The sequence below is a fragment of the Paucisalibacillus globulus DSM 18846 genome, from assembly GCF_000482485.1.
Lineage (GTDB): Bacteria > Bacillota > Bacilli > Bacillales > Amphibacillaceae > Ornithinibacillus > Ornithinibacillus globulus.
Window position 1 is genome coordinate 148,494 of record NZ_KI519437.1, and the last position, 20,803, is coordinate 169,296.

17 protein-coding genes and 1 pseudogene are annotated in these 20,803 nt (G+C 34.3%); 8 read left to right on the forward strand and 10 right to left on the reverse strand.

Going from position 1 to position 20,803, the window contains the following annotated elements:
- Positions 1 to 13 precede the first annotated feature (13 nt).
- Genes pglZ through K332_RS0116140 form a run of 6 tightly spaced genes read right to left on the reverse strand, consistent with a single transcriptional unit; the run spans position 14 to position 11,091 of the window.
- Entirely contained in the window at positions 14 to 2,506 is a 2,493-nt protein-coding gene (gene pglZ, locus K332_RS0116115; protein ID WP_026908397.1) for a BREX-1 system phosphatase PglZ type A, read from the reverse strand.
- A gap of 51 nt (positions 2,507 to 2,557) precedes the next feature.
- Positions 2,558 to 6,055: a BREX-1 system adenine-specific DNA-methyltransferase PglX gene (pglX, locus tag K332_RS0116120; protein WP_026908398.1), complete on the reverse strand. Its 3,498-nt coding sequence runs from the start codon at positions 6,053 to 6,055 to the stop codon at positions 2,558 to 2,560.
- Positions 6,056 to 6,104: 49 nt separating this feature from the next.
- The gene (gene brxC, locus K332_RS0116125; RefSeq protein ID WP_026908399.1) at positions 6,105 to 9,668 is read right to left on the reverse strand and encodes a BREX system P-loop protein BrxC; all 3,564 of its coding nucleotides are present in this window, start codon (positions 9,666 to 9,668) and stop codon (positions 6,105 to 6,107) included.
- Positions 9,669 to 9,679: 11 nt separating this feature from the next.
- Complete coding sequence (locus tag K332_RS0116130) at positions 9,680 to 10,228, reverse strand: BREX protein BrxB domain-containing protein (protein ID WP_026908400.1); 549 nt, start codon at positions 10,226 to 10,228, stop codon at positions 9,680 to 9,682.
- Entirely contained in the window at positions 10,225 to 10,827 is a 603-nt protein-coding gene (locus K332_RS0116135; RefSeq protein WP_026908401.1) for a DUF1819 family protein, read from the reverse strand. Before K332_RS0116135 ends, K332_RS0116130 begins: the two co-directional genes overlap by 4 nt.
- 15 nt (positions 10,828 to 10,842) lie before the next feature.
- A complete protein-coding gene (locus K332_RS0116140; protein WP_026908402.1) occupies positions 10,843 to 11,091 on the reverse strand; it encodes a TIGR04540 family protein in 249 nt (82 codons plus the stop codon).
- A gap of 262 nt (positions 11,092 to 11,353) precedes the next feature.
- On the opposite strand from K332_RS0116140, the gene K332_RS0116145 reads away from it, so the two are divergent.
- The 4 genes from K332_RS0116145 (at position 11,354) to radC (ending at position 13,697) form a co-directional block, all read left to right on the forward strand.
- The gene (locus K332_RS0116145) at positions 11,354 to 11,557 is read left to right on the forward strand and encodes a hypothetical protein (protein ID WP_026908403.1); all 204 of its coding nucleotides are present in this window, start codon (positions 11,354 to 11,356) and stop codon (positions 11,555 to 11,557) included.
- Between the two features lie 41 nt (positions 11,558 to 11,598).
- Entirely contained in the window at positions 11,599 to 12,105 is a 507-nt protein-coding gene (locus tag K332_RS0116150) for a hypothetical protein (RefSeq protein ID WP_026908404.1), read from the forward strand.
- 25 nt (positions 12,106 to 12,130) lie between these two features.
- Positions 12,131 to 12,892 carry a hypothetical protein gene (locus tag K332_RS22770; protein WP_051359502.1) on the forward strand — a complete coding sequence of 254 codons (762 nt, stop codon included), beginning with the start codon at positions 12,131 to 12,133 and terminating at the stop codon, positions 12,890 to 12,892.
- A gap of 196 nt (positions 12,893 to 13,088) precedes the next feature.
- Positions 13,089 to 13,697, forward strand: coding sequence for a RadC family protein (radC, locus tag K332_RS0116165; protein WP_245604735.1), 609 nt, complete (start codon positions 13,089 to 13,091; stop codon positions 13,695 to 13,697).
- Between the two features lie 342 nt (positions 13,698 to 14,039).
- Here the strand turns inward: radC and K332_RS0116170 are convergent, their stop codons facing one another.
- Both K332_RS0116170 and K332_RS0116175 read right to left on the reverse strand, forming a co-directional pair.
- A complete protein-coding gene (locus K332_RS0116170; protein ID WP_026908406.1) occupies positions 14,040 to 14,870 on the reverse strand; it encodes a hypothetical protein in 831 nt (276 codons plus the stop codon).
- Positions 14,867 to 15,727, reverse strand: a complete 861-nt coding sequence (locus K332_RS0116175) for a hypothetical protein (RefSeq protein ID WP_026908407.1) — start codon at positions 15,725 to 15,727, stop codon at positions 14,867 to 14,869. Before K332_RS0116175 ends, K332_RS0116170 begins: the two co-directional genes overlap by 4 nt.
- A gap of 107 nt (positions 15,728 to 15,834) precedes the next feature.
- Between K332_RS0116175 and K332_RS22775 the strand changes: the two genes are divergently transcribed.
- From K332_RS22775 to K332_RS24590, 3 genes and pseudogenes are all read left to right on the forward strand, one after another.
- The gene (locus tag K332_RS22775) at positions 15,835 to 16,509 is read left to right on the forward strand and encodes a helix-turn-helix domain-containing protein (RefSeq protein WP_036689153.1); all 675 of its coding nucleotides are present in this window, start codon (positions 15,835 to 15,837) and stop codon (positions 16,507 to 16,509) included.
- A 32-nt stretch (positions 16,510 to 16,541) separates the two neighbouring features.
- Positions 16,542 to 16,700, forward strand: a complete 159-nt coding sequence (locus tag K332_RS24045; RefSeq protein ID WP_156914220.1) for a hypothetical protein — start codon at positions 16,542 to 16,544, stop codon at positions 16,698 to 16,700.
- A pseudogene (locus K332_RS24590) lies at positions 16,700 to 17,734 on the forward strand (recombinase family protein); the annotation flags it as partial. The gene K332_RS24045 and the pseudogene K332_RS24590, both read left to right, overlap by 1 nt.
- A gap of 627 nt (positions 17,735 to 18,361) precedes the next feature.
- On the opposite strand, the gene rlmH reads toward K332_RS24590, so the two are convergent.
- Both rlmH and K332_RS0116195 read right to left on the reverse strand, forming a co-directional pair.
- Positions 18,362 to 18,841 (reverse strand): 23S rRNA (pseudouridine(1915)-N(3))-methyltransferase RlmH, encoded by a 480-nt coding sequence (gene rlmH, locus K332_RS24595; RefSeq protein WP_084288058.1) that lies wholly within the window; start codon positions 18,839 to 18,841, stop codon positions 18,362 to 18,364.
- 235 nt (positions 18,842 to 19,076) lie between these two features.
- Positions 19,077 to 19,679, reverse strand: a complete 603-nt coding sequence (locus K332_RS0116195; RefSeq protein ID WP_026908408.1) for a Na/Pi symporter — start codon at positions 19,677 to 19,679, stop codon at positions 19,077 to 19,079.
- Positions 19,680 to 20,009: 330 nt separating this feature from the next.
- On the opposite strand from K332_RS0116195, the gene K332_RS0116200 reads away from it, so the two are divergent.
- A complete protein-coding gene (locus K332_RS0116200; protein ID WP_026908409.1) occupies positions 20,010 to 20,765 on the forward strand; it encodes a hypothetical protein in 756 nt (251 codons plus the stop codon).
- Positions 20,766 to 20,803: the final 38 nt, after the last annotated feature.

The following is a 20,803-nucleotide window of genomic DNA, read 5'->3' on the forward strand; positions in this document are numbered from 1 at the left end:
TTTCCTTTTCGACTTAATATAATGCTTCATATAATCGTAAGGTAAATTCCTCTTCCAAATAGGCTTCTTTACCTTTCTTGGTCACATTCTCAACTCTTAAAATGCATGTTTCACCTATCTTGTAATGCTTTTCCACTAAATTAAAGGTGACTTGTCTATTACGATCACGATTTTCACCTTTTAGATCAAATACGAGTTCTACTTCATTCGAAATTCGTTCATCACCTTGATAAAAAGCTACATTGACTTTTCTTGATGTATAGTTATCTGTAATACTTTGTTCTTGATAGAAAGAAACCGAAATACGATAATTTGTAATGACTTTATTAATCATTGCTACTGCAATATCAACTGGTTTCCCTACTTCGATACGACGATAATCTATTAATGGGACAACCGCTTCCTGTGGTAAAGCTCCTCCATGAATAAATTGAAGACCTCCACCCGTTTTAAATCTATTGATACTTTTTGCCAAAACAACCTCAACATTATGTAATGGTGATTGTTGTTCAGTTAATTTAATCGAACCTTCTGGAACTGATAAATTGTGCCCGATAGCAAAACGACGATTATGATCTATTACTTCCCCTTCAACAGCTGGTATTTTCCCATGGTTTTCTATTTGTTTGAATTGGAATAAGAATCCATGATCAGCTGTGATGAAAATACGTTTCGCTTGAAGACGTGATAATCGATCAACTGCATATTGTAAATCTTGTATTGCCTGATGGACAGCTCCATAGGTTTCACGTTCTGACTTTGCTGAATCCCCAAGTGCATCAATGTGGTCATGATATAAATAAACTAATCTTTTGCCTTTCAACAATTGATCAGCTTCACTTGCTTTCATATCCAGAAGTTCCTTTAATTTTAGAACTTCAGTCTGTGTCTCAACTGACAGTAAAATTTTACTTCTATTATCCATCCCCTTCGTTGATTGTCCATCAGCCAAGATCCCCTTCTTCTCATCTATAGTAAGCTCACGATGTGGTAGTAAAGATGCCATTCCTAATTGCGTGTAAGTTGGGTAACTTGCTGCCATCGGATTAATATTTGTTTTTCCATTTTCTCTTTCTTTTAATAGTTCATGAAGTTCATAAGCTGCTTCATATCGTAAAGCATCTGAAATAATAACGAACACCCTTGTTTGTTCCTTCTCTAAAATAGGGCGAACCTTCTGAGCAAAGAAACTTCGTTGTGGCATTAATTTAGATACATAACCATCTTCCAGCCTGAAATTCATCTCCTCTGAAATCCGACGCAAATATTCGTTTTCGTACCAATTTGTCAAATGGCTTGCAATCTCTTCTAGTATTTCTTTTGCATCAAGGCGTGTAAAATGATGCATAAAATGACGGTAGGCATGATCAATTTCATATAAGGATTTTACATAGTTTTCATATAGGTCTTCTGCTTGATACAAACGATTTACAACTGGTTTTAACTTTTCAAGTCGAATTGCTTCAAATAGTGTTTCATACAGAGCTTTTAGTCTACCTTTTGATCCCCAATAGGTTTGTAAACGTTGCTCAATTAAAGATAGACGTTCATCCACATGAATTGTTTGATGAACCAATTCATCGATGCACTTTTCAATGATAATTGCATCAACAACTGGGAAAGTATCAACTAGCTGGTAGTTTTCTATATCGTGTTTAATTAACACATCTCTTACTTGATACACTTTTTCCCATTCTTTAATATGTTCTTCAAGAGCTATTCCATCATGTTGTAACCACTCTTCAACGAATAATGCGCAAATGTTAGGTGATGACGATGCCCATTGAGCCTCCCAATCCTCAACAGTAAAACCAGCATTCTGCTGAAAGTGTTGATAGATCAGAACATTTATAAGCTGCACTAATGGTTTATTATCTTCTTCTAGTGTCACGCCAAAATAGCGACCAATGATTTCAAGTGCACGTTCTAAGGAAAAATTGCGCTTTAGTTGTTTCAATAACTCATTTTCTTCCTTGTGTAAGTCATTCAAAAGAAGTTGACGTGCAATTACTCTTATATCAGGTACAGAGGCTTTTACTATGACAGCCATCATACTAAGTTCAAAATGATATTCGTCAGCATGCTTAGGCAATATTTTACTTAATTTTCTTTTTCTCTCTTTACTACCGAAGAACAAAGGATATTGTTCCATCATTGGACGTAATACATGATCAGATACTTGTAATTCTTCTGACAACATTGCAGTTTCGTCAGCTTTGAATTCAGTGCTATACGACAATATATCAAATAGCATATTATCTTTATCATTAGGCTTCGCTTCATTGGAATAAATTAAAAATGACTCTGTTGTCTGTTGAAGTTCAATTTCGACCTTTAACTGAAAAAAATTATTATTAGTTATTTGTCTTACCTCAATGTCCTCTAACTGTTCTTTTAGTTCCTCAACACTGACTTGTGATTGAGGATCGTACCAGAAAACAATCGATCGTTCTTTTATTTTCTTCTCTTGTTGTATTTTCTCTTTTAGCTTTTCAATGACATTCACGGATTTCACCTCTTTATGTAAAGAGAAAGAGGAGAATACCCCCTCTTTCAGTTATTTGATCTTTGCTAGGACTTCATTGAACTTGGCGTAGTTTACATTAACACCGTCATCTAAATCAATATCAATTTGCTCATTAGCATAAGTAGCTAATTTCTTATCAAATTCTTGTAGCTCCTCAATCTTTTTCTGATAGGCTGTTTTTGATTTTTCAAGATTGCGTTTGTCGGCTGGCGATAAACTAGGATTAGCTAAACGTGTATCAATCATGTCAATTTCATTTTGATATTTTGATTGAATTTCCTGTAAATGTTCAAAGCGAATTGTTGCCATCGTATCTGGCTGATAACGATGCATATAAATAAGTGTTCGTAATCCTTTTTGTTTGCCTGAATCGACTAACCAGTATATTGGCCGCTTTTGATATATTTTACAATGATCCTTGAAAAATTCATCTAAGAAATAACGCCGTAAGCGTTCCTCAGGCGACTCATTTTTCTTCATTTTGAGCGATTCAGCTAACCATTGCATATTTTCATCAACAGTATTTGGACTAAACGCTACAGATAAAAACTCACGCAAACGTTCGATGATATCATTGTCAAAATAATGATCATCTGTTAATTGAATAAGACCATTTTGATTTGGCTTGAAAGACTGATACCTTGATTCATCTAACCTTCCTCCACCGTATACAAGGCCTTCTATATCTAAGGAATATCTTCCCATTAGACAACCGATAAAGTAAGATAAGAATGAAACAGCTTCTGTTGCTCTATCAATTTGTCGGATTGTAACATCTTCAATTAAAACATTAGGTTCTATCTCTTGTTGTAATCCAAACAACTCTATAAATTTTTTATTAATCTGTTCTTCATTATTTTTTAATGCGCTAAGCCATTCATCAGTTATATCTTTCCGTTTTCTAAATGAACTTTCTAAAGTTTTATCCAAAGAATTGTATTCAACTAAAGGGTTATTACTAAATTGCCATGACGTCTCATAATAGTTCCAATCCTTTTTAGAAATATTTATATTTTCTTCAACATAGGAAGCGATCTCTTTAACAAATGACTTTTCACCTGATATATAAGGTAAGTTACCAATAGGCCCTTGATTAAAATCAAATGTTGGTGAAATTATTTTCAAGAAATACATTACTAGCTTGGAATTTAAATATCCTAACAAATACAAATAGTTATCATGACTATCATTTTCTTTTAAAAATAACATCGGCCCCTTAGAATCAAATAAAAATCCAAAGTCTGTATATCTAAATGAAATATTACCCGAAGTTAAAGATGACCAAGTTAGCCCATTCTTAAAATAATACGAAGGATTACGAATTACAGCCTTTTTAAAATTCTTTAGTTCCTCACCATCATTTTCCCAGTTAAGTAAATACTCTTGATTTCCGTACCATTTTTTATATGGCCCCCCTTTACTATATGGGAACCACTTCTTTAGGCTTTCTAATGCTTCAGTTTTATTACGATTATTAAAACCAACCTTCATAAAGTTCACTTCATACCAATACCTCAAAAACCTGTTATTATCTGCCGTTGCCATACCTTGTCTTGGTTCTGCAATATCTGAAATTTTCATATTCTCAGCAAAAATAGTTCTTACCTTTCGAGGCACCCAATAAGCAATGGGATTCCCAGGTAAATTTTTATAAGCTTCACTAGATACTTGGGAGTACCTACTATTTCTCCTCGGAAACTCATAAGGTTCTTCATTAATGATATCTGAGTACTTAACATACTGAAAAACACCTTTATAGTTCTTTATTTTCTTTCTAAAAATAGTAGCTGCTGTACCAAATGCAATTCCCATTACCATATTGTCCATGTGAACTAAATTTAAAATAGAATATTTATTTAGTATATGTTCTCTAAATTTTTCATAAGAGGAAAGAAACATCCATGATTGCATTGTGACATTCGCAATGATACCTCTACTTTTCGTGAATTCTTCCATTCTTTCCATCATTGCAGAAAAAGTATCAATCTTAGTCATAGGGTAATTTTTTTGTAAAAAGTTTTTTAAATCACTATTTGTGTTTCTAACCCCCATGTATGGAGGATTGGTTATTGCAACATCGAATGAAGAATTTAGAATAATACCTTGCTTGAATATAAATTCCAATTCTTTTAATTGTTCATATGCATAATAATCCTTTATGCCCAATTGTAGACTATTATCAGTTCTTAAATTTATTATTCTAGTCAAGTACTTGTTATAGTCAATATCTAGTCCTTTAATTAGAGAACCATAGTTCTTAGCATCATAAAATTTTTCTATAAAATATTTAAATTCAAACTTTTCCTCTTTACTTTCACATATTAATTCTGCTAGACCTACTGTATCTAAATTATTTGATTCTCTTATTGCAAAAATATTTGGTTTAACAGATTTTTTTAGGATTCTTCTGTTTTTTTCTCGAGCTTTCATTAATAATGCAAACGATGCTAATTGAGTGGATCGTTCGTCTACATCTATTCCAAATAGATTTTTTTCAATGATTAACTGTGGAATATCTTTACTAAGGTATCCAGCTTCTTTATAAATCTCGTATAGTAGATCAAATGCATAAACAAGCATATGTCCAGAGCCTACACAAGGATCTATAATAGTTAACTCCTCTAGATCAATTCCCTTATATCCGATCTTTTTAATTATTTCAAGAACGTCTTTTTCTTGAGTTGGTGGCTCCAAATAATAATTCATAAAGTTTCGTAACTGAGAATGTGGATTTACTTCAAGCCACAACTTCCCTATTGAATTTTCCACCATATACCTTACTATCCATTTTGGTGTAAAAATTTGTGTAGCCGCCGGAATGTCATGTTTGTCTACTCTTATATTTTTTTTCAAATTAGAATAAACTTTGTCCTTTGGTTCTGAATTATAATATTGATATATCCATCCAATTACTTCTACTTCTTTAAAACTTTCAGTAAGTTCTGAGTTGCTTACTAATTTGGCAATAATAAACTCACTGTCTAACAAGTAATCTGGTAACAATAATTCAGTATAGTCATTTATTTTTTCAAACAATGACGGCAAATTTTCATTTAAATTATTACACTGCGCAACAAATAGTCTTCTATAAGCTTGTTCACTGTCACCATTTTGTATTAATTCATTTATTTGCTTTTTAACCACATCTAGGGTCATTGTTTCATATTGAAGTAAAATATCCGGTTCGTTTTTACCTGTGTTGCTTGATAATACATTTACCCGATCTGGTAGATAATTGTTCACTTCCATATAACGAATCGCAATAATTCGGTTGAACCATGTATATGCTACTTCTTCTATTAGCTGATCATAACCGACAGCATTTAAGCGTTGTTGTAACGTATAGAAGGACTGCTTCATTTCCGTAGAAAAAGACTTGCCGTTCACAAATAGTTGTCCATAGTTTTCCTCAATCTTAAATTCTACATTATCCTTGGTAATACCGTATTGTTCTGCTTTTAAAGAAACCTTTTCAAGCAAGTCACGTCTAGCTTCTACCGCAAATTTCTTTAATTCTGCTTTATTCATTGTCTCACTCCTATAAGTATAGGAGCAGATTATTAATCCGCCCCATAAATTATGACTTCACGAAATAGTGTGTTTGTAGCTCTTTAATTAGGGTTTTCTTCAATGACTCAATAGCACGTTCTAAATCTTCTTCAGATTCAATTGTATCTACCTGACTAAAGAAAGAGGAATATAATTCTTGCTCACTAATTTTCCTCGGTTGTCTATTAACTGTTTCTGAATCATCTATTAAATCCTTAAGCATTTGGCGGGAATTTATTGTTGTTGCATCCACAAGCTCATTAAGCTGTTGCTGATTGATTCGAGCACTTGATATACGTTCACTCTTTTTTATTTTCTCATGTAGCTGATTTGCTTGATTTTTTTGTGATTGAATATATTCTACAATGCCTTCATATTGGTTATATTGATTGGCTAAGTTATCAAGTTGATTCAATAATTTTTCGGATTGAACCATTACAGCTTGTTTTTGTTTTGTAGTTTCTTCTTGAGTGATTTTCTTTAAAACATCTGTCAACTTCGGCAATTGACTGATTTCTTTTGTGGGCTCTTCTTGTAATAAAATCCTTTTCATACGTTGAGCTGTTTCTTCTAACTCTTCATTATGAATAATTTCTAAGTCTTGCTTATGCTCTTTAAGAGCCTGAACCGCTTCATCAAATTTTACAATTGGATTTCCTTCATAGAATCCTTGCAACAACTCTAAAATGTCATACCAGCCTTCAATGTCATCTTCATATTGAATAAACGTACGACAGAACTGTTCAGAGTCACGAATCGCAAGCAATTTTTGAGTATCACTCACGATTGTTCGTATATCACTTTCACCAGGGTAAGGATACTCACTTGTTGGATCTTGTTGGCGTCTTCTTCCTCGAATTTTCTCTATCGGTTGTACAAATTCTTCTTCTATCTTTTCTCTAATTAATTCTTCGTAAGCGTCATACGTGTCATAAGTTTGAGTATTCGAAAAGAAATCACGAACTAATGCAATAAGATCTTGTTTAACCTGGTGATCCATCTCAACGATTGGTAATAGAACAATACGATCACGTTCCGAAATTTTTTCTAATCGTTCATAAAATTGATTGGACTTAGGATTAAAAGCCTCACCTGCATAAGTGAAACGAACCTTTCCAGCATTCATTAATCCCATTAAAATACCAATCGTATCTTGTTCGTCCCATCCATAAGGGACGGTCTTATACTTTTGTACGACTTGTTTTAATGTTCGCTGGTCATGGGAACGTTCAAGTTCCTCAATAAAATGCTTCACTTCATCAATTGCATTTTTATTTAGGTCACTAAATAAGCTTTGTTGTCCTAGGTTCTCCGCCACTTGTATCCATTCATTCTTACTATTTTTGAAAGAAATAGGTTCTTCTATATAATGAAATTTTGTATAAGTGTTGCGAATTAGCATGTCCATAGCTTGATCAACTTTACTTTCGAAAGCCCCGTTAAAATCACGGTGTTGACCTTGAATAAAAAATTCTGCATTCTCACAGGCTTTCTTTAATAATTCTGTTGCTTTAACTTCATATTCATCAACTTCAGCGATTTTCGCTTCGAAAATCCTTTTTTGCTGCGGACTTGTTGTGCTTGACTGCTTACGTCGCACATAACTACCCACTTGTTGAATATAAGCTAATGAACTTTCTGCTTCTGCAACAAGGTCTTTGTCTAAAAGAATGATTAAGTGCCCAGAGTTAGCTTGTAAAGCTGCTTCTGAATCAGTCATACCTTCAGAAAATACTTGCATCGTTAATTCATGATTCATTTGACCTTTTACGTAATTATCAAACCGCTTATTATAATCAAAATGTTTGGTTTGTTCTTTATACTTATATTCATACTTAGGATAACGATACATCTCGTTAAAAAAGAGATTACCTAATCGCTCTTTAACTGCTGATGAATTGTATTCTTCTACACGAATCTCACGATTAATTTCTTGTTCTTCATCTGATAAGAAAGAGTATGAACCATCCGCATGCTGTTCAATAAACATTGCCATTTGAAGTCGGTTCAATGACTCCTTAATACGATATTCCAAAGGTTGACGTTCATCATAAACTGTCTCAACCATAAGTGTCGCAATATTACTAGGAGTGGATTTTATATCATCTATTCCTTTAATTAGATAAAGCACTTGTAATACCTTTACATCATATTCATCTAAACCTTCATTATTTCTAGCTCGATCTTGGGCTCTTGAAATCGTACTTGTAATCGATGACTCCAAATAATCACGAATAGATGGATAAAATTCTGCCATAGTCACCATATTATCGACTTTTTCATCAGCATTTAATTGTGCAGCTTCCTGAAACGCTTTAAGTAATGAACGCTCACCACGTGAAGTGTGCTGTCCGCCTTCCCCTAGATTACGAATCTTAGTAAAGATTTTTTGTAATAACTCAATTTGATATGGAACAAATGGATAGAACGCTACAAATTCATCAATGGAACGATAGCCTGAACGCAACTGTGTATTCTGCTTATCAAATGCTAAACGATTATGAATTAATTTACCTTCTTGATCATGAATCGTCTTTAGTGTATCTGTACCGATATCCTCTTTTTCCAGTAGACGTTTTTTGATAACTTCATCTGTATTTGCGCTAGATAAGTTAATTTTGGTTTCAAATCTTCCCTGGATCTTTGAGAAGTCTTTCGTACTATCAAGGTCTGAAACCGTTGCTTCTAGCTTTTCTTGTGAAGTTACTATCACCCATGCTTGACCATGACATAAGTCACCCAATCTTTCAGTAATTGTTTGTAGATTTAACATCAAGTTAGTATTATTACCAACGTATTGTCCAACCTCATCAGCCAGGAAAACGATTCTATAACCTGGGCCTTGTTTTTTACAATATTCAGCTATCAACTGGGCTACTGAGTCTGCATCAATGGAAAACCACTCACGACTCATAATAAAGAAACTTTCTGCAGTATCTGCATCATAACCTACTGTTTCTAATGCTTGAATAACCTTCTTTTTTCTAAGTTTAATTTTCAAACGGAACTCTTCCCATGCCGTGCCGTTTTGATCATGAATGGCCTTTTTAAAAGCTTCATAAGTTCCATCGTTATCTAGTTGACGTTCCATATCAGCAACCCACAATGTATCTGAATAACCCAAATGATTATTAAATACCCTTAAAAATACTTCAATAATTCTTTCTTTCTCTGCATCCTTGGATGAAGACGTGGAACGAGAATCAATATTGAACAATAAGGCATCTGTTCTTTTCTCAGATACTTGTTGCATCATATTGAGTAGCTCCTGATTGTCGGTTTTATCTTTGAAATAGTCAGCAGGTGTTTTGCCTGCAATCCTTTGATTATGTAACAAATAGGATAATATTTTTAAGAAATGGGATTTACCGGATCCAAAGAAACCAGATATCCATACCCCTACCTTGGTAGAGGGTTGATCATATACAGCTAGATAATTACGATAAAAACGTTCTAAGTAATGTTCACTTTCTTCTGTCAAGACATATTCATCCAATTCCGTATTAACTACATCTTCCTCAATCTGTTCTGCTTGTACAACATTATTAATAGGACGGAATATATCTTTTAGAAATAAATCCTTTATTTGCATTTCTATACCCCCTAGGAAATTCGTGATAATTGATAGTCATCTTCATAGTCAAGAATGCCAAATAATTTTAAGCGTAATCCTGTAAACTCACCCGGATAAAATAAAACGATTGTTTTTTTATAACCTTTGCTAGAAATGGCCTTTAGTAATTGACTAGATCTTAAAAACGGATGCGCAGAACCAACTCCTGTTATAAAAATGATATCTGCATCTTCAGTAATATCTTTAAATTGTTGAATCATTGTATTACTTTCATTAAGTATCGGTTCAAATACATCAATCAAACCTTGTAACCCTTCTTCCTCCTCCATTTCAAATAGTTCTTCCATCTCGTCTTCATCAAAGAACGAAAGCAAAAACTCAAATAAATTTACTTCTTTGATATTCATTTTTGTTCGCTTCAACATGTTCTTTATGTACACACGTACCTGTAATTCACCTTTAGGCGGATAGTCTAATACAAAATGAGGAATATCACTTCCAATCCCTTTTGGGTTTGTGAAACCATCTTGTATAATCCGCTTTTCCATTTGTTCTAACCGTTCATATGTTGATTTCATCCTTCATTCACCTTTTCTAAAACTGTGAAGGAATATAGTAATGGGATATCCCTCTCAGCATATGTTTTTAAAGTTTGACTGATATGTATTGGATTTACGTTATATTTCGTTTGATCAATCTTTTCAATCATCTTTGATTCCCTAAAAAATAACATTAACGTGCTGATGAGACGTTTTATTGTTTCAGGTCTCCATTGATTGACTTTATCGCTAATATTCGCTTTAGCTTCAAAAAAATAATGAAAGTCATTTCTATATAATGGTTCTTGCTGTTCATATTTGTAAATAATTACTTCTAAGTAAAACTCTAAAGGTATTCGATATACCTGTAAAAATGAATATAGAGTTAATGCTTTTCGGTCATAATCATTCGCTTGCAAGAAATGCTGCTGCGTCTCGTTATTTAATACCATCGCACGATTATAAACCATGTTAAATCGATTCTTGATACTTAGCGGACTTCTTAATTGAAAAAGATTATTATCAATAATTTTTTCTAAGATTTGATTTTTATTGTTATGTTTTCGCAATAGATCTATAACAATGGCTATATCATTTTCAGACCACTTTTCCTTGGTAAATCCTGCTGAATACTCCATTTTAGCCTCCTCCATCTATCCACTTACAACATCTTGATGGATAACTTGTTCAACCACTTCTAACCTACGTTTACCACATTGTTGTCTTAGGATTGTTGTGTAGATGCCATCCTTCTTAAATTTATTTGTATTAGCGGCATACAATTTTTGGATAAGCTCAATCATATTAGATTCATCTATTTCGTCTTCCCAATATGTATCTATTACAAGGTTTATAGTTGCTGCTAAATCCCTTTGTGTCTTCTGAAATACCTTTATTTCCATAGAATCACCTCGGTGTTCTTACTTTTTTTATACTCTATCTTTATTCTATATGTAGTTCTTTAGTAATACAACTGCATAGGGAAAAATTGTATATATTTTCTCGAAGTACCTGCATTTATATATGAAAAGGGGTACCCATCCGTTTCATGCCCCACCCCTTTATATAAACCGTTGTTTATCCATTTGGATAGATAACGGTTTTTTTTCATTACAGAGACGACATGCGCGGTGAGAGGAACGCACTATGAAAGGAGGAATGAAAATGAACAACTCATTGGTCAAGATTCTAATTGAAGCTAAGAAGCTAAACAAATGGATCCCTGCAAAGTTCCTAGTGAAGTATGACATTCAGAAGGTTAATCTATCAGAACTTGAGGATGATGGACTCATTCTGACTACGAAAAGTAAGTCAGATGGATTGGTATTAAAGCTAACACTCAAGGGTTATCACCACTTCAACAAATAATTATTTAGGATTATCCAATAACATTTAGGAGGAATTTTATTATGCAGAAGAACTTATGGTTGGATCATGAATTGATTAATGGGAAAGGTGTTCCTATTCCAGAGATTAAAATAATCTATCAATCTTTATTAAATGAAAATGAAAGAATTAAAGATGAGATAGTCGATTCCATTGAATGCAATGACTATGTAAAGCTATCTCAATTACTAGCAAGTAGAAATAAAATCCAAAAAGCTCTATTAGAAGTAGAGGCATTACATGAAGATGATTTGAAAAACAATGTTTCTACTAAAGAGCGGGTCTCTTATGCACTAACAAATGCTGCTGAATTACTGGAATCAAAAGGAGAAGATGTACTGTTAGACATTAACAAGGGCTTAGAAAAAATAAATCATTCTACACACAGCTTGGTAACTAAGTCATTAAATATCTCATCTAAAGCATTTAGTAAAGGTAATCAATTAAACCATAAAGCAGGAAAGTTTCTGGTTAAGAAGACTTCTAAAGGATTATCCAAACTTGCAGATGCAATTAATAAAAAATCTTAATCTATTGAAAGGAGGTGAGAAACATATGAAATCAGGTATGCAATCCCAAAGAAACAATATAGTACCATTCTCTAATAATGATACTGAAATAGTTTCGCTACCTAATATTGTCGTATCGACTACCGAATCAAAACGACGTGTAGAGGAACTGCAAACGTTTGTTGAAGAGGTGATGGTGAAAGGTGTCGATTATGGTTTAGTAGATGGATTTTCAAAGCCTACATTACTTAAACCAGGTGCCGAAAAGCTATGTGATGTATTTGGGTTCTCGAAAACAGCAGATGTCGTTAATCGCACAGAGCAATGGGAATCAGGAATTTTTGCATATGAGGTGAAGATGACACTTATACGTAAAGATAATGGAATCGTTGAAGCTGAAGGCCTAGGTTCATGTAATAGTAAGGAAGCATCTTTTCAGCAACAAGAACCATATACAATCGTAAACACCGTATTGAAGATGGCAAAAAAGAGAGCGTTGATTGATGCAGTTCTTTCTGCAACACGGTCAAGTGGTATCTTCACTCAGGACATTGAAGATTTTCCACAAGCAAAAACTAAATCTATTAAAGGAGGTGGTGAACAAGCAACAAAAGCTCAACTACAGAAGATCTTCCGTATCGTCAATGAAATGAACATGCCGACAGATGTTGCAAGAGAGATGATGAAGATGACATTTGGTGTTGAGCGTAGTACACATCTAACCAAGAAACATGCATCAGACTTTATTCAAGATTTACTGGCGCTAAAGGAGGTGAGGAAGATGGATGAACAAAACTATATTGATTGAAAGCACATGGATTGCAATTGCGGTCGGTGTGCTTTTTTTTATGCACAAAAATAGATGAGCTCATCGGCACATGAACTCATCTTCAGGTAATCAATCAACAACAGTATATCGAAAAGTTAACACCTATTCAATCTGGAGGGGCGCATATCGTCTCTCCTTTTTTTATTCAATCAAACAATTAATGGAGGAATTTATTATGAACAATTCAATCGATAAAATCACTTTTAGAAATCTATTAGCAACAACAACTCGTGAAAAGGAAGATAGTTATGTAGTAACAGAGTTATTTAACCGCTACCCATCTATTCAAGAATTATTAGCTGTAACGAAGGAAGAGTTACTGCATATTAAAGGTATTGGGAAAGTAAAAGCTGAGCAAATCATCGCTGCCTTACAACTTGCTCGCATGAACCCATGCCCAGTAGAGCAACGATATACAATACGTTCGCCACAAGACGCTTATGACTACTTAAAAGACATGCAATATTTAAATCAAGAGCATTTTGTAGTTTTGGGATTGAACACAAAGAATCAGATAGTTTTCCGTGAAACAGTATTTGTCGGTTCACTAAATGCTAGTATCGTACATCCGCGTGAGGTGTTCAATCATTTAGTACGCCGTAGCTGTGCTAGTGCAATTGTCGGGCATAACCACCCTAGTGGAGACGTTTCACCAAGCATGGAAGACATTAATGTAACAAAACGTCTAGGTGAGGCTGGAAAGATGATGGGTATTGAGATTTTGGATCATATCATTGTGGGCCATGAGAAATATACTAGTTTGAAAGAAAAAGGATATCTATAAAAAATTTTTTCAAGAAAGTCAGTGAAGGTGCTAGAAGTTGCGCCATCACTGACTTTATTTTAATATCATCAAGTTATGGGCTAAATTTAGCCAAATACAATTCCTTCTTATTAGGTACTACCACCTAATCACGGTATAGGCCTTGATACTAAGGGATTTTTACTAATTACGTATATATCTTATCAACTATAGAATAACCTAATAATCCCACTCACTTTGTATATATCCGTAAAATGCCGTAATTGTAACATTGAATTTTAAAATAATAGTATTACCTCTAGTATATGTTGCATAATACTAGTAAGTAAGTGTGTAGTGATTACTTGATATACATGACTTTATCTATGGTTGCATACTATTACAATTTACTCGTATATCAATGTAGCCGATAGAATTTGATACATGCTCTTTTGATAGTTCAAGTTTAACAATGTTAAACGGTGTTACTATTTGTGTTCCATATAAAATCGGCAAATAGGTCTTTGCCATGTTATCTAAGTCCTTTGATTGTATCGCTCCATTAAAGTGTAGTTTTACTGCATAATGATTTGAAGCCGCTATTTCAAATCCATCTTTGTAAAGTAGTTCTCTCATTGGTTGATGTAACAGCTCGATGTGCGGATAGAAATTCTCATCATCGAAGCCACCAGAAAGTATTGGATTGCTCTTTGGCACAATATAGGTAGTAAGACCGTTAAACTGAAGTTTCGTGGTTTGAGTCAACACGTCATAAATACGAAGGTCAATACTGTCATAAGGCATGCTCTCCCTCATTCTTGAACCCGGTTTACTTGAGTACAAGTTTACCCTTAAAGAATAGATTTCCGCATCATTAGAGACTATTTCATTGTTAATTGCATCTATAATAGCTTTCACCGATTCTAGTATTGGAAGCTCTTTGCGTGGCCTTGGTGTTGAAATATTAATCTCTACCCCATATTCACCTTTCAGGAGGGGAAGTATAACCCCCTTTTGGCTTGCTATTGCACGTAAAACCATCGATATCTTTCCTTGAAAGTCCATCATTGAAGTACTTTGCAATCGATTAGTTCCTTTTGAGCTAGTATGTGGCATTTCCAATGGTTGATCATGTAAAAGTATATGACTACCTCCATCATGTTCTATTAATACATTCCTATCCATTATCCTTGCTTTTATCTTTTTGTATGTCATAGAATCATACTTCCCCTTTTGCTATCTAACTCTTTGTTGTTCACTTTTTTTGCTGATAAATGATATGGTCGTAAAACATAACATTCCCTTATACCTTTTCGAGTAGATACTAATAGACTATCCCCTATATACTCACCTTTTACAAAGCAAACCTTTACAATCTTAAATAAACCCATAGACAGTAACAGCTTTATTGTATTAACTACCTGTTTCTCTGATTTTTTAACATTGTAATAGAAGGAATGATCTACGTGTATTGAATTTATTTCTACCTGTACAGATTCAGGATTTACTCCACCAAAATAGCTCAACCAGCAATTTGCATATAAAAGTAGATATACTTTTAACTTTGTGTAAGTCCATGTTCTATCTGCTGTGGATGTGTTCTCCAGCATTTTATTTGTAACTGCATCCGCCGGCACCATAATATACCCTTGATTCCTTTGCTTTAGATTACTTGTATAGAATGGTATTGAATTGCAGCTTATATAAGTATTCGTAAATGGATCATAATCAGGTGCAGTTAATAATTCAGTCTGATACATTTGCTGTTTATGGGAATTGGTTCTCGCAATAAAATAGTTTACCTCCAGCCAATCTAAGGCATTATTTAGTTCATTACGGCTCAACTTCAAGTCCAATTGTATTTGGGCTTTTGCCTTCTTTACTCTTTGGTATTTCCATTCATATGACTTACACAAATAGATGTATAATTTGAACGTTTTAAGATCAGGAAAGTCAGGGTAAACGTCGGAAAAGATTTTCCTTTGGATAATAAATTGGCCGTTTGTTGAAACATTAAACTGATTAACTCCTGTTAAGTGCTCTGGCTTCACCTTAAAGCTATTTAAATTCATAAACGTCTCCTTGTTTTAAAATATAATGGATTATAACCCGTGTATTTGAATTTATATTACAATAGTGTTAGTATTAATTCAAGAAATAATTATTTGGAGGTGCTGTTTTGTCTGCAATTAATATTGACTCTTATGATTTTAAACACCTTAAAGAATGTACATTAGGTGAACGACTACGTTTTTTTAGACAACACATGGTACAGTACCATGGATCTGATTACACTATAACCTCACTTGGATCCAGAATTGGTGTTGCACCACAGTCAATTTCAGCAATTGAAAGAGGCGATTCTAAAAACCCATCTTTTCAGCTCATCCATAAGTTAACTCAAGAATATAGAGTTCCTCTGGAATCTGTTACAGACGAATTTTATCTGGGCGAAGAAAGATTGTTTTCTATTGGCATACCTGAAGTAATAGAGACTGATATCGACTTTGACGATGTAGATGAATTAGTTATCGCAGTCGAAGATAATGAGAGTAATGACGATGAAATCTATTTCGATTTCGATGATACGAAAGGAATCTTGCTTTATCATTGCCTAGGCAAAAATGAATATAAGCCTATTTACCACATTCATTTCAAAGAAGACATTACTGATTATGAAATGGAGAGTTTAATCTCACGAATGCTAATGGAGACCACTTCTCTGACTCAAGGGAATTTTGATAGTTCTAAGGCTAATCACCCATTACATGAGGCCCGTCAAATCATCAATTCTCAAAACAAGTTGTTGTCATCTGGAGAGTTAATAAACCTTCTTGTTAATAAGAAGAAGTAACAAACAACGAAACTTATAGGAGTGGATTTAACATGGTGGAATACCCAAGCCACAACATGATTGGAGAACTTGAGGCAGATGCTCGAAAGAGGGAGGCATTCTTAGATCAACTGACATCTATTATTGAAAGTACTTTGTCTAAGAGTGATGTAACTGGCAACAAAAAAATCGCTAATAAGGAGGCGTTTTAATGATTAAAGGAGTAATCTACGCACGAGTAAGTACAGAGGAACAAGCAACAGAAGGATACAGTATTGAAGCACAGAAACAGCTTCTCTACGATTATGCAAAACAACGTGACATTCAGATTATTGATGAATATATCGATGAGGGGAGAAGTGGAAAAAGTATTCAGGGTAGACCACAAATGCAACGTCTACTGAAGGAATCAAAAAATGGAGAATTTGATACTGTTATAACATATAAACTAGACCGGTTGGCACGTAAAACAAGGGATTCGCTTGAAATTGTTGAAACTCTTGAGCGCCACAATGTTCAACTAATGAGTTATTCAGAGAACATTGATACTACTACACCTGGTGGAAAGATGTTCTACACAGTAATGAGTTCTGTTGCTGAAATGGAGCGGGCAACGATAATTGATCGTGTTAAGATGGGAATGAATCAACGAGCTAATCAAGGAATGTGGAATGGTGGAATAGTGCTTGGTTATGATGTGATTAACAAGGAACTTATCATCAATGAAGATGAAGCAAAGATTGTAAAAGAGATATTTATCTTAGCAAGTAAAGGCCATGGCTATAAGAAAATTGCTTATGAAATGAACAAGCTTGGTTATAAAACAAAAAAGAAGAAGGATTTCTCCATTGCTACTATTAAAGGTATTTTAGAGAATCCATTATACATAGGAAAAATTCGTTATAATCAGCATGAGAATTGGTCTGAGAAAAGAAGAAAAGGTAAAAATGATAATCCGATTATAAGAGATGGCATACACACTCCGATAATCGAGATGGAGCTTTGGAATCAAGTACAACAAAAATTGAAAACACGCTCCTTCCGTCCAGCACAATCGTCAAAACCATACTTCTTAGGTCGATTACTTCGTTGTCCTGAATGCGGATATGGAATGACTGCAGCAAAGTCAAGAGGTAAAAATGGCAAGCAATACAGACTTTATCAATGCGGTCAATATAAAAACAAAGGTAGAACTGCATGCCAAGCCCATACCATAAATGCGGACAAGGCTGAACAATATGTAATTAATGAATTAAAGCGTATTGTAACACTTCCCCTTTTTATTGAGAAGTTAGTCAACAAAATGAATAATGAAAGATTGAATGCTGAATCTCCATTACTAGATGAGAAAAAACGGCTGCTTAAAAACAAAAAGAAAACTGAAAAGCAGTTAGACAATTTAGTTACATTGCTAATGGATGATCCCGATTTAAGGGATATTTATAGTAAGAAAATGTTAGAACAGAAAAAACAACTGGTTACCATTGAAAGTCATATAGAGAAGGTTGAAAAAGAGCTACAAACTATCAGTAAAGATCCCATCGATGCTGAAGCACTGACTCATCTTCTTAAAAACATTGATACTCTTTTGGATAAAGCGGATACTACAGAAAAGAAGGAGTTGCTTTCACTCTTTATAAAGGATATCCAAATAACCAAAGAAAAGGTATCTCACAAGGAAGGTAGACAAATCAAGTGTATCAATCTGATGTTTGACTTCACCATTGAGGCCTTACAAGGTAGTTCTAGTATCTTAATTAATAAAATGTCTGAAGTAAACTGCATTGCACCACTCGATACAACCTTTATGGAAGAGCCATTTTCAAGGGAGGAAAACTTTAGGGAAGCCTTAACTTCCCTTAATATTTTACCCTTATTTATGATACGGTTCCCCCCTAATAATCCTAAACCCCCGATAAACCTGTTCAACCAACACCAATCGCATCAACTGATGAGGAAACGTCATCTTAGAAAAAGACAGTGCAAAATCCCCCCGCTTCTGCACCTCCTCACTAATCCCAAGCGACCCACCAATCACAAACGCAATCTTACTCTTCCCATAAGTCGCAAGCTCGTCCATCTTAGCAGCCAGCTGTTCCGAACTAATCATCTTCCCACCAATTTCTAATGTAATTACATATGTATCCTGCCCAATATGGGAAAGAATTCGTTCTCCTTCCTTCCGCTTCACTTCAACCATTTCTGCTTCACTCATATTCTCAGGAGCCTTCTCGTCCGCTACTTCTACAATGTCTACCTTTGCATAGGCAGTCAGTCGCTTCAAATACTCTTCTATTCCCTGTTTTAAATACTTTTCCTTCAGTTTACCTACTGACACAATTGTAATCTTCATTGGCTTACCGTCCTTTTTTATCTTCTTCTAATAGTGTATCAAACCAGATGAATTTTACCATCGTTTCATCACCTCTCTTCTAAAGAATAAACAAACATACATTTTTTATTTTCTAATGAATTAGTACAATCGGATTGACACTTCTATTAATAAAGTATAAAAGAACTCCTAACTTCTAGGAACCATCCTCACCATTCAGAAGATGGCTCTATTTAATCCATGCTAAATAAATACTTTACAACTGCCCGTTATACCTAGACTCGATAAGCATCCGAATATAAGCACCTAAAAATACTACGAATGCTGTATCCAACTTAAACAGTCCTACTACTAATAACATTACAGCAACTCCTAATGCGATCTTTCTTGAACGAATAATTGCTCCAACAATTGCAGCATATACGAGATGATCATTTAAAAATGAACTAATCGAACTTAACCATTCCATTTCTCCCATTGCAGATGCTAACGTGACGTGCCCGAATATCGCGCCTACACCTACAGCTAACCCAAAAACTGCCAGTCCTGTTTGGCGGATGTTTTCTTTTTTTACTCCGAATAGGATTGCTCCAATGGATGTCATTTGTATACTTAATACTTCTACATCTAATGTGATGAACTCCATATTAATAGTTGTTGTAATCGCAATATCAAACAAGTCCCCTAAGGATTCACTAATTGTCGGAGCCTTCCCAGCAACTAACCCGATTATGATGATAGAAACAGCAGATTTACTATTCGAAGCTCTAGTTACGACCTGTTCCAGCAAACCTCTTAACGGTTCCATGCGATAGATACATATACTAACAAGAAGTGTGATAATCGCTGCTTCTAACAAGTCCTCACCTCCTTTCCCTTTTACCATTACAATATGCTCACTTAAGGGACATGCTTGGGATAATATAGTTAATTTACAGAAAATGTGTTCATAACTAGCTAAGCCTAATTCCTACCTCACCTTTGAAAAAGTATTACTGCTTTATGAAACTAGCAAAGGTGAAATAATTGACAAAATAAAAAACAACCTCAAAAACAAGGATAATATTCCCCCTACGAAACTACTATTCTATTGACATTCTTCGACATAGATTTACAATAAAATAAGAGAATTCTATATATTAAAACGAAAATACATACATAAATAACAATTATGGAAAGGAAGAATTTCATGTCAAAAGAACCAGATAAAAAAGGGCTAGGATGGTTTAAAGGGAATCGAACAAACCCGGATGCAAATGAAGCATGGGAAAATATTATTACGGAGAAGGAAATAGCTGCAACGAAGGCGGTAGAAGAAATCGTTCAGGAGGAAAGTCCTACTGAACTGGAAGAATCCGCCAATAGGAATGTACTATCCAAGGAGAACCAGGACAAGCAATCATTGGATTTAATTGTTGCAGTTGAAAACCTGTTAAAGGATCGTCAATTAGAGCAGTTTAAACGTAATAATCTTGCTAAACGTCTATTGGAAGCAAATGAATCGATTAGTCGATACAAACAAGATTTAGAGAACCGTGAGCAACTTCTTAGTGAAAAGAATAAAGAAATTCAAACATTAGAAAACAACTTAACTAATAAACAAATGAGCTATGATCAATTGCTAGAGGACTATAAGGAGTACCAATTTAATTCCAACACCGAATATGAAAAGGTTACCAGTCTTCTAGAAACGGAACAAAATAAATACACTACGTTAAATGAGGAATTTACGAATAGCAAATACGAGCACATGCAAAAAGCGAATGAATTAGCAGAGAAGATCCGAAACATGGAAGCTGAAAATAAAAAATACGCTACAAGCTATCAACAAATTGTGGAAGAGAAAAATCAACTAATGAAAACGATTAATGAATTTACCGAACGTATGTCATTCTCTTTCACACCAAAAACCAGTTCATCTCATTCAACTGAACAAGATTCCTAGATTAAAAGATTAATAGCCATCCTTTGGGGGAAGGAGAA

Bases quoted from the DNA above. Each gene is read 5' to 3' on its own strand.
- K332_RS0116135 (WP_026908401.1), bottom strand. From the start codon at position 10,827: ATGGAGTATTCAGCAGGATTTACCAAGGAAAAGTGGTCTGAAAATGAT.
- K332_RS24045 (WP_156914220.1), top strand. From the start codon at position 16,542: ATGGTGGAATACCCAAGCCACAACATGATTGGAGAACTTGAGGCAGAT.
- K332_RS0116150 (WP_026908404.1), top strand. From the start codon at position 11,599: ATGCAGAAGAACTTATGGTTGGATCATGAATTGATTAATGGGAAAGGT.
- K332_RS0116175 (WP_026908407.1), bottom strand. From the start codon at position 15,727: ATGAATTTAAATAGCTTTAAGGTGAAGCCAGAGCACTTAACAGGAGTT.
- K332_RS0116170 (WP_026908406.1), bottom strand. From the start codon at position 14,870: ATGACATACAAAAAGATAAAAGCAAGGATAATGGATAGGAATGTATTA.
- K332_RS0116130 (WP_026908400.1), bottom strand. From the start codon at position 10,228: ATGAAATCAACATATGAACGGTTAGAACAAATGGAAAAGCGGATTATA.
- K332_RS0116140 (WP_026908402.1), bottom strand. From the start codon at position 11,091: ATGGAAATAAAGGTATTTCAGAAGACACAAAGGGATTTAGCAGCAACT.
- brxC (WP_026908399.1), bottom strand. From the start codon at position 9,668: ATGCAAATAAAGGATTTATTTCTAAAAGATATATTCCGTCCTATTAAT.
- K332_RS0116145 (WP_026908403.1), top strand. From the start codon at position 11,354: ATGAACAACTCATTGGTCAAGATTCTAATTGAAGCTAAGAAGCTAAAC.
- rlmH (WP_084288058.1), bottom strand. From the start codon at position 18,841: ATGAAGATTACAATTGTGTCAGTAGGTAAACTGAAGGAAAAGTATTTA.
- radC (WP_245604735.1), top strand. From the start codon at position 13,089: ATGAACAATTCAATCGATAAAATCACTTTTAGAAATCTATTAGCAACA.
- pglX (WP_026908398.1), bottom strand. From the start codon at position 6,055: ATGAATAAAGCAGAATTAAAGAAATTTGCGGTAGAAGCTAGACGTGAC.
- K332_RS22770 (WP_051359502.1), top strand. From the start codon at position 12,131: ATGAAATCAGGTATGCAATCCCAAAGAAACAATATAGTACCATTCTCT.
- K332_RS0116200 (WP_026908409.1), top strand. From the start codon at position 20,010: ATGTCAAAAGAACCAGATAAAAAAGGGCTAGGATGGTTTAAAGGGAAT.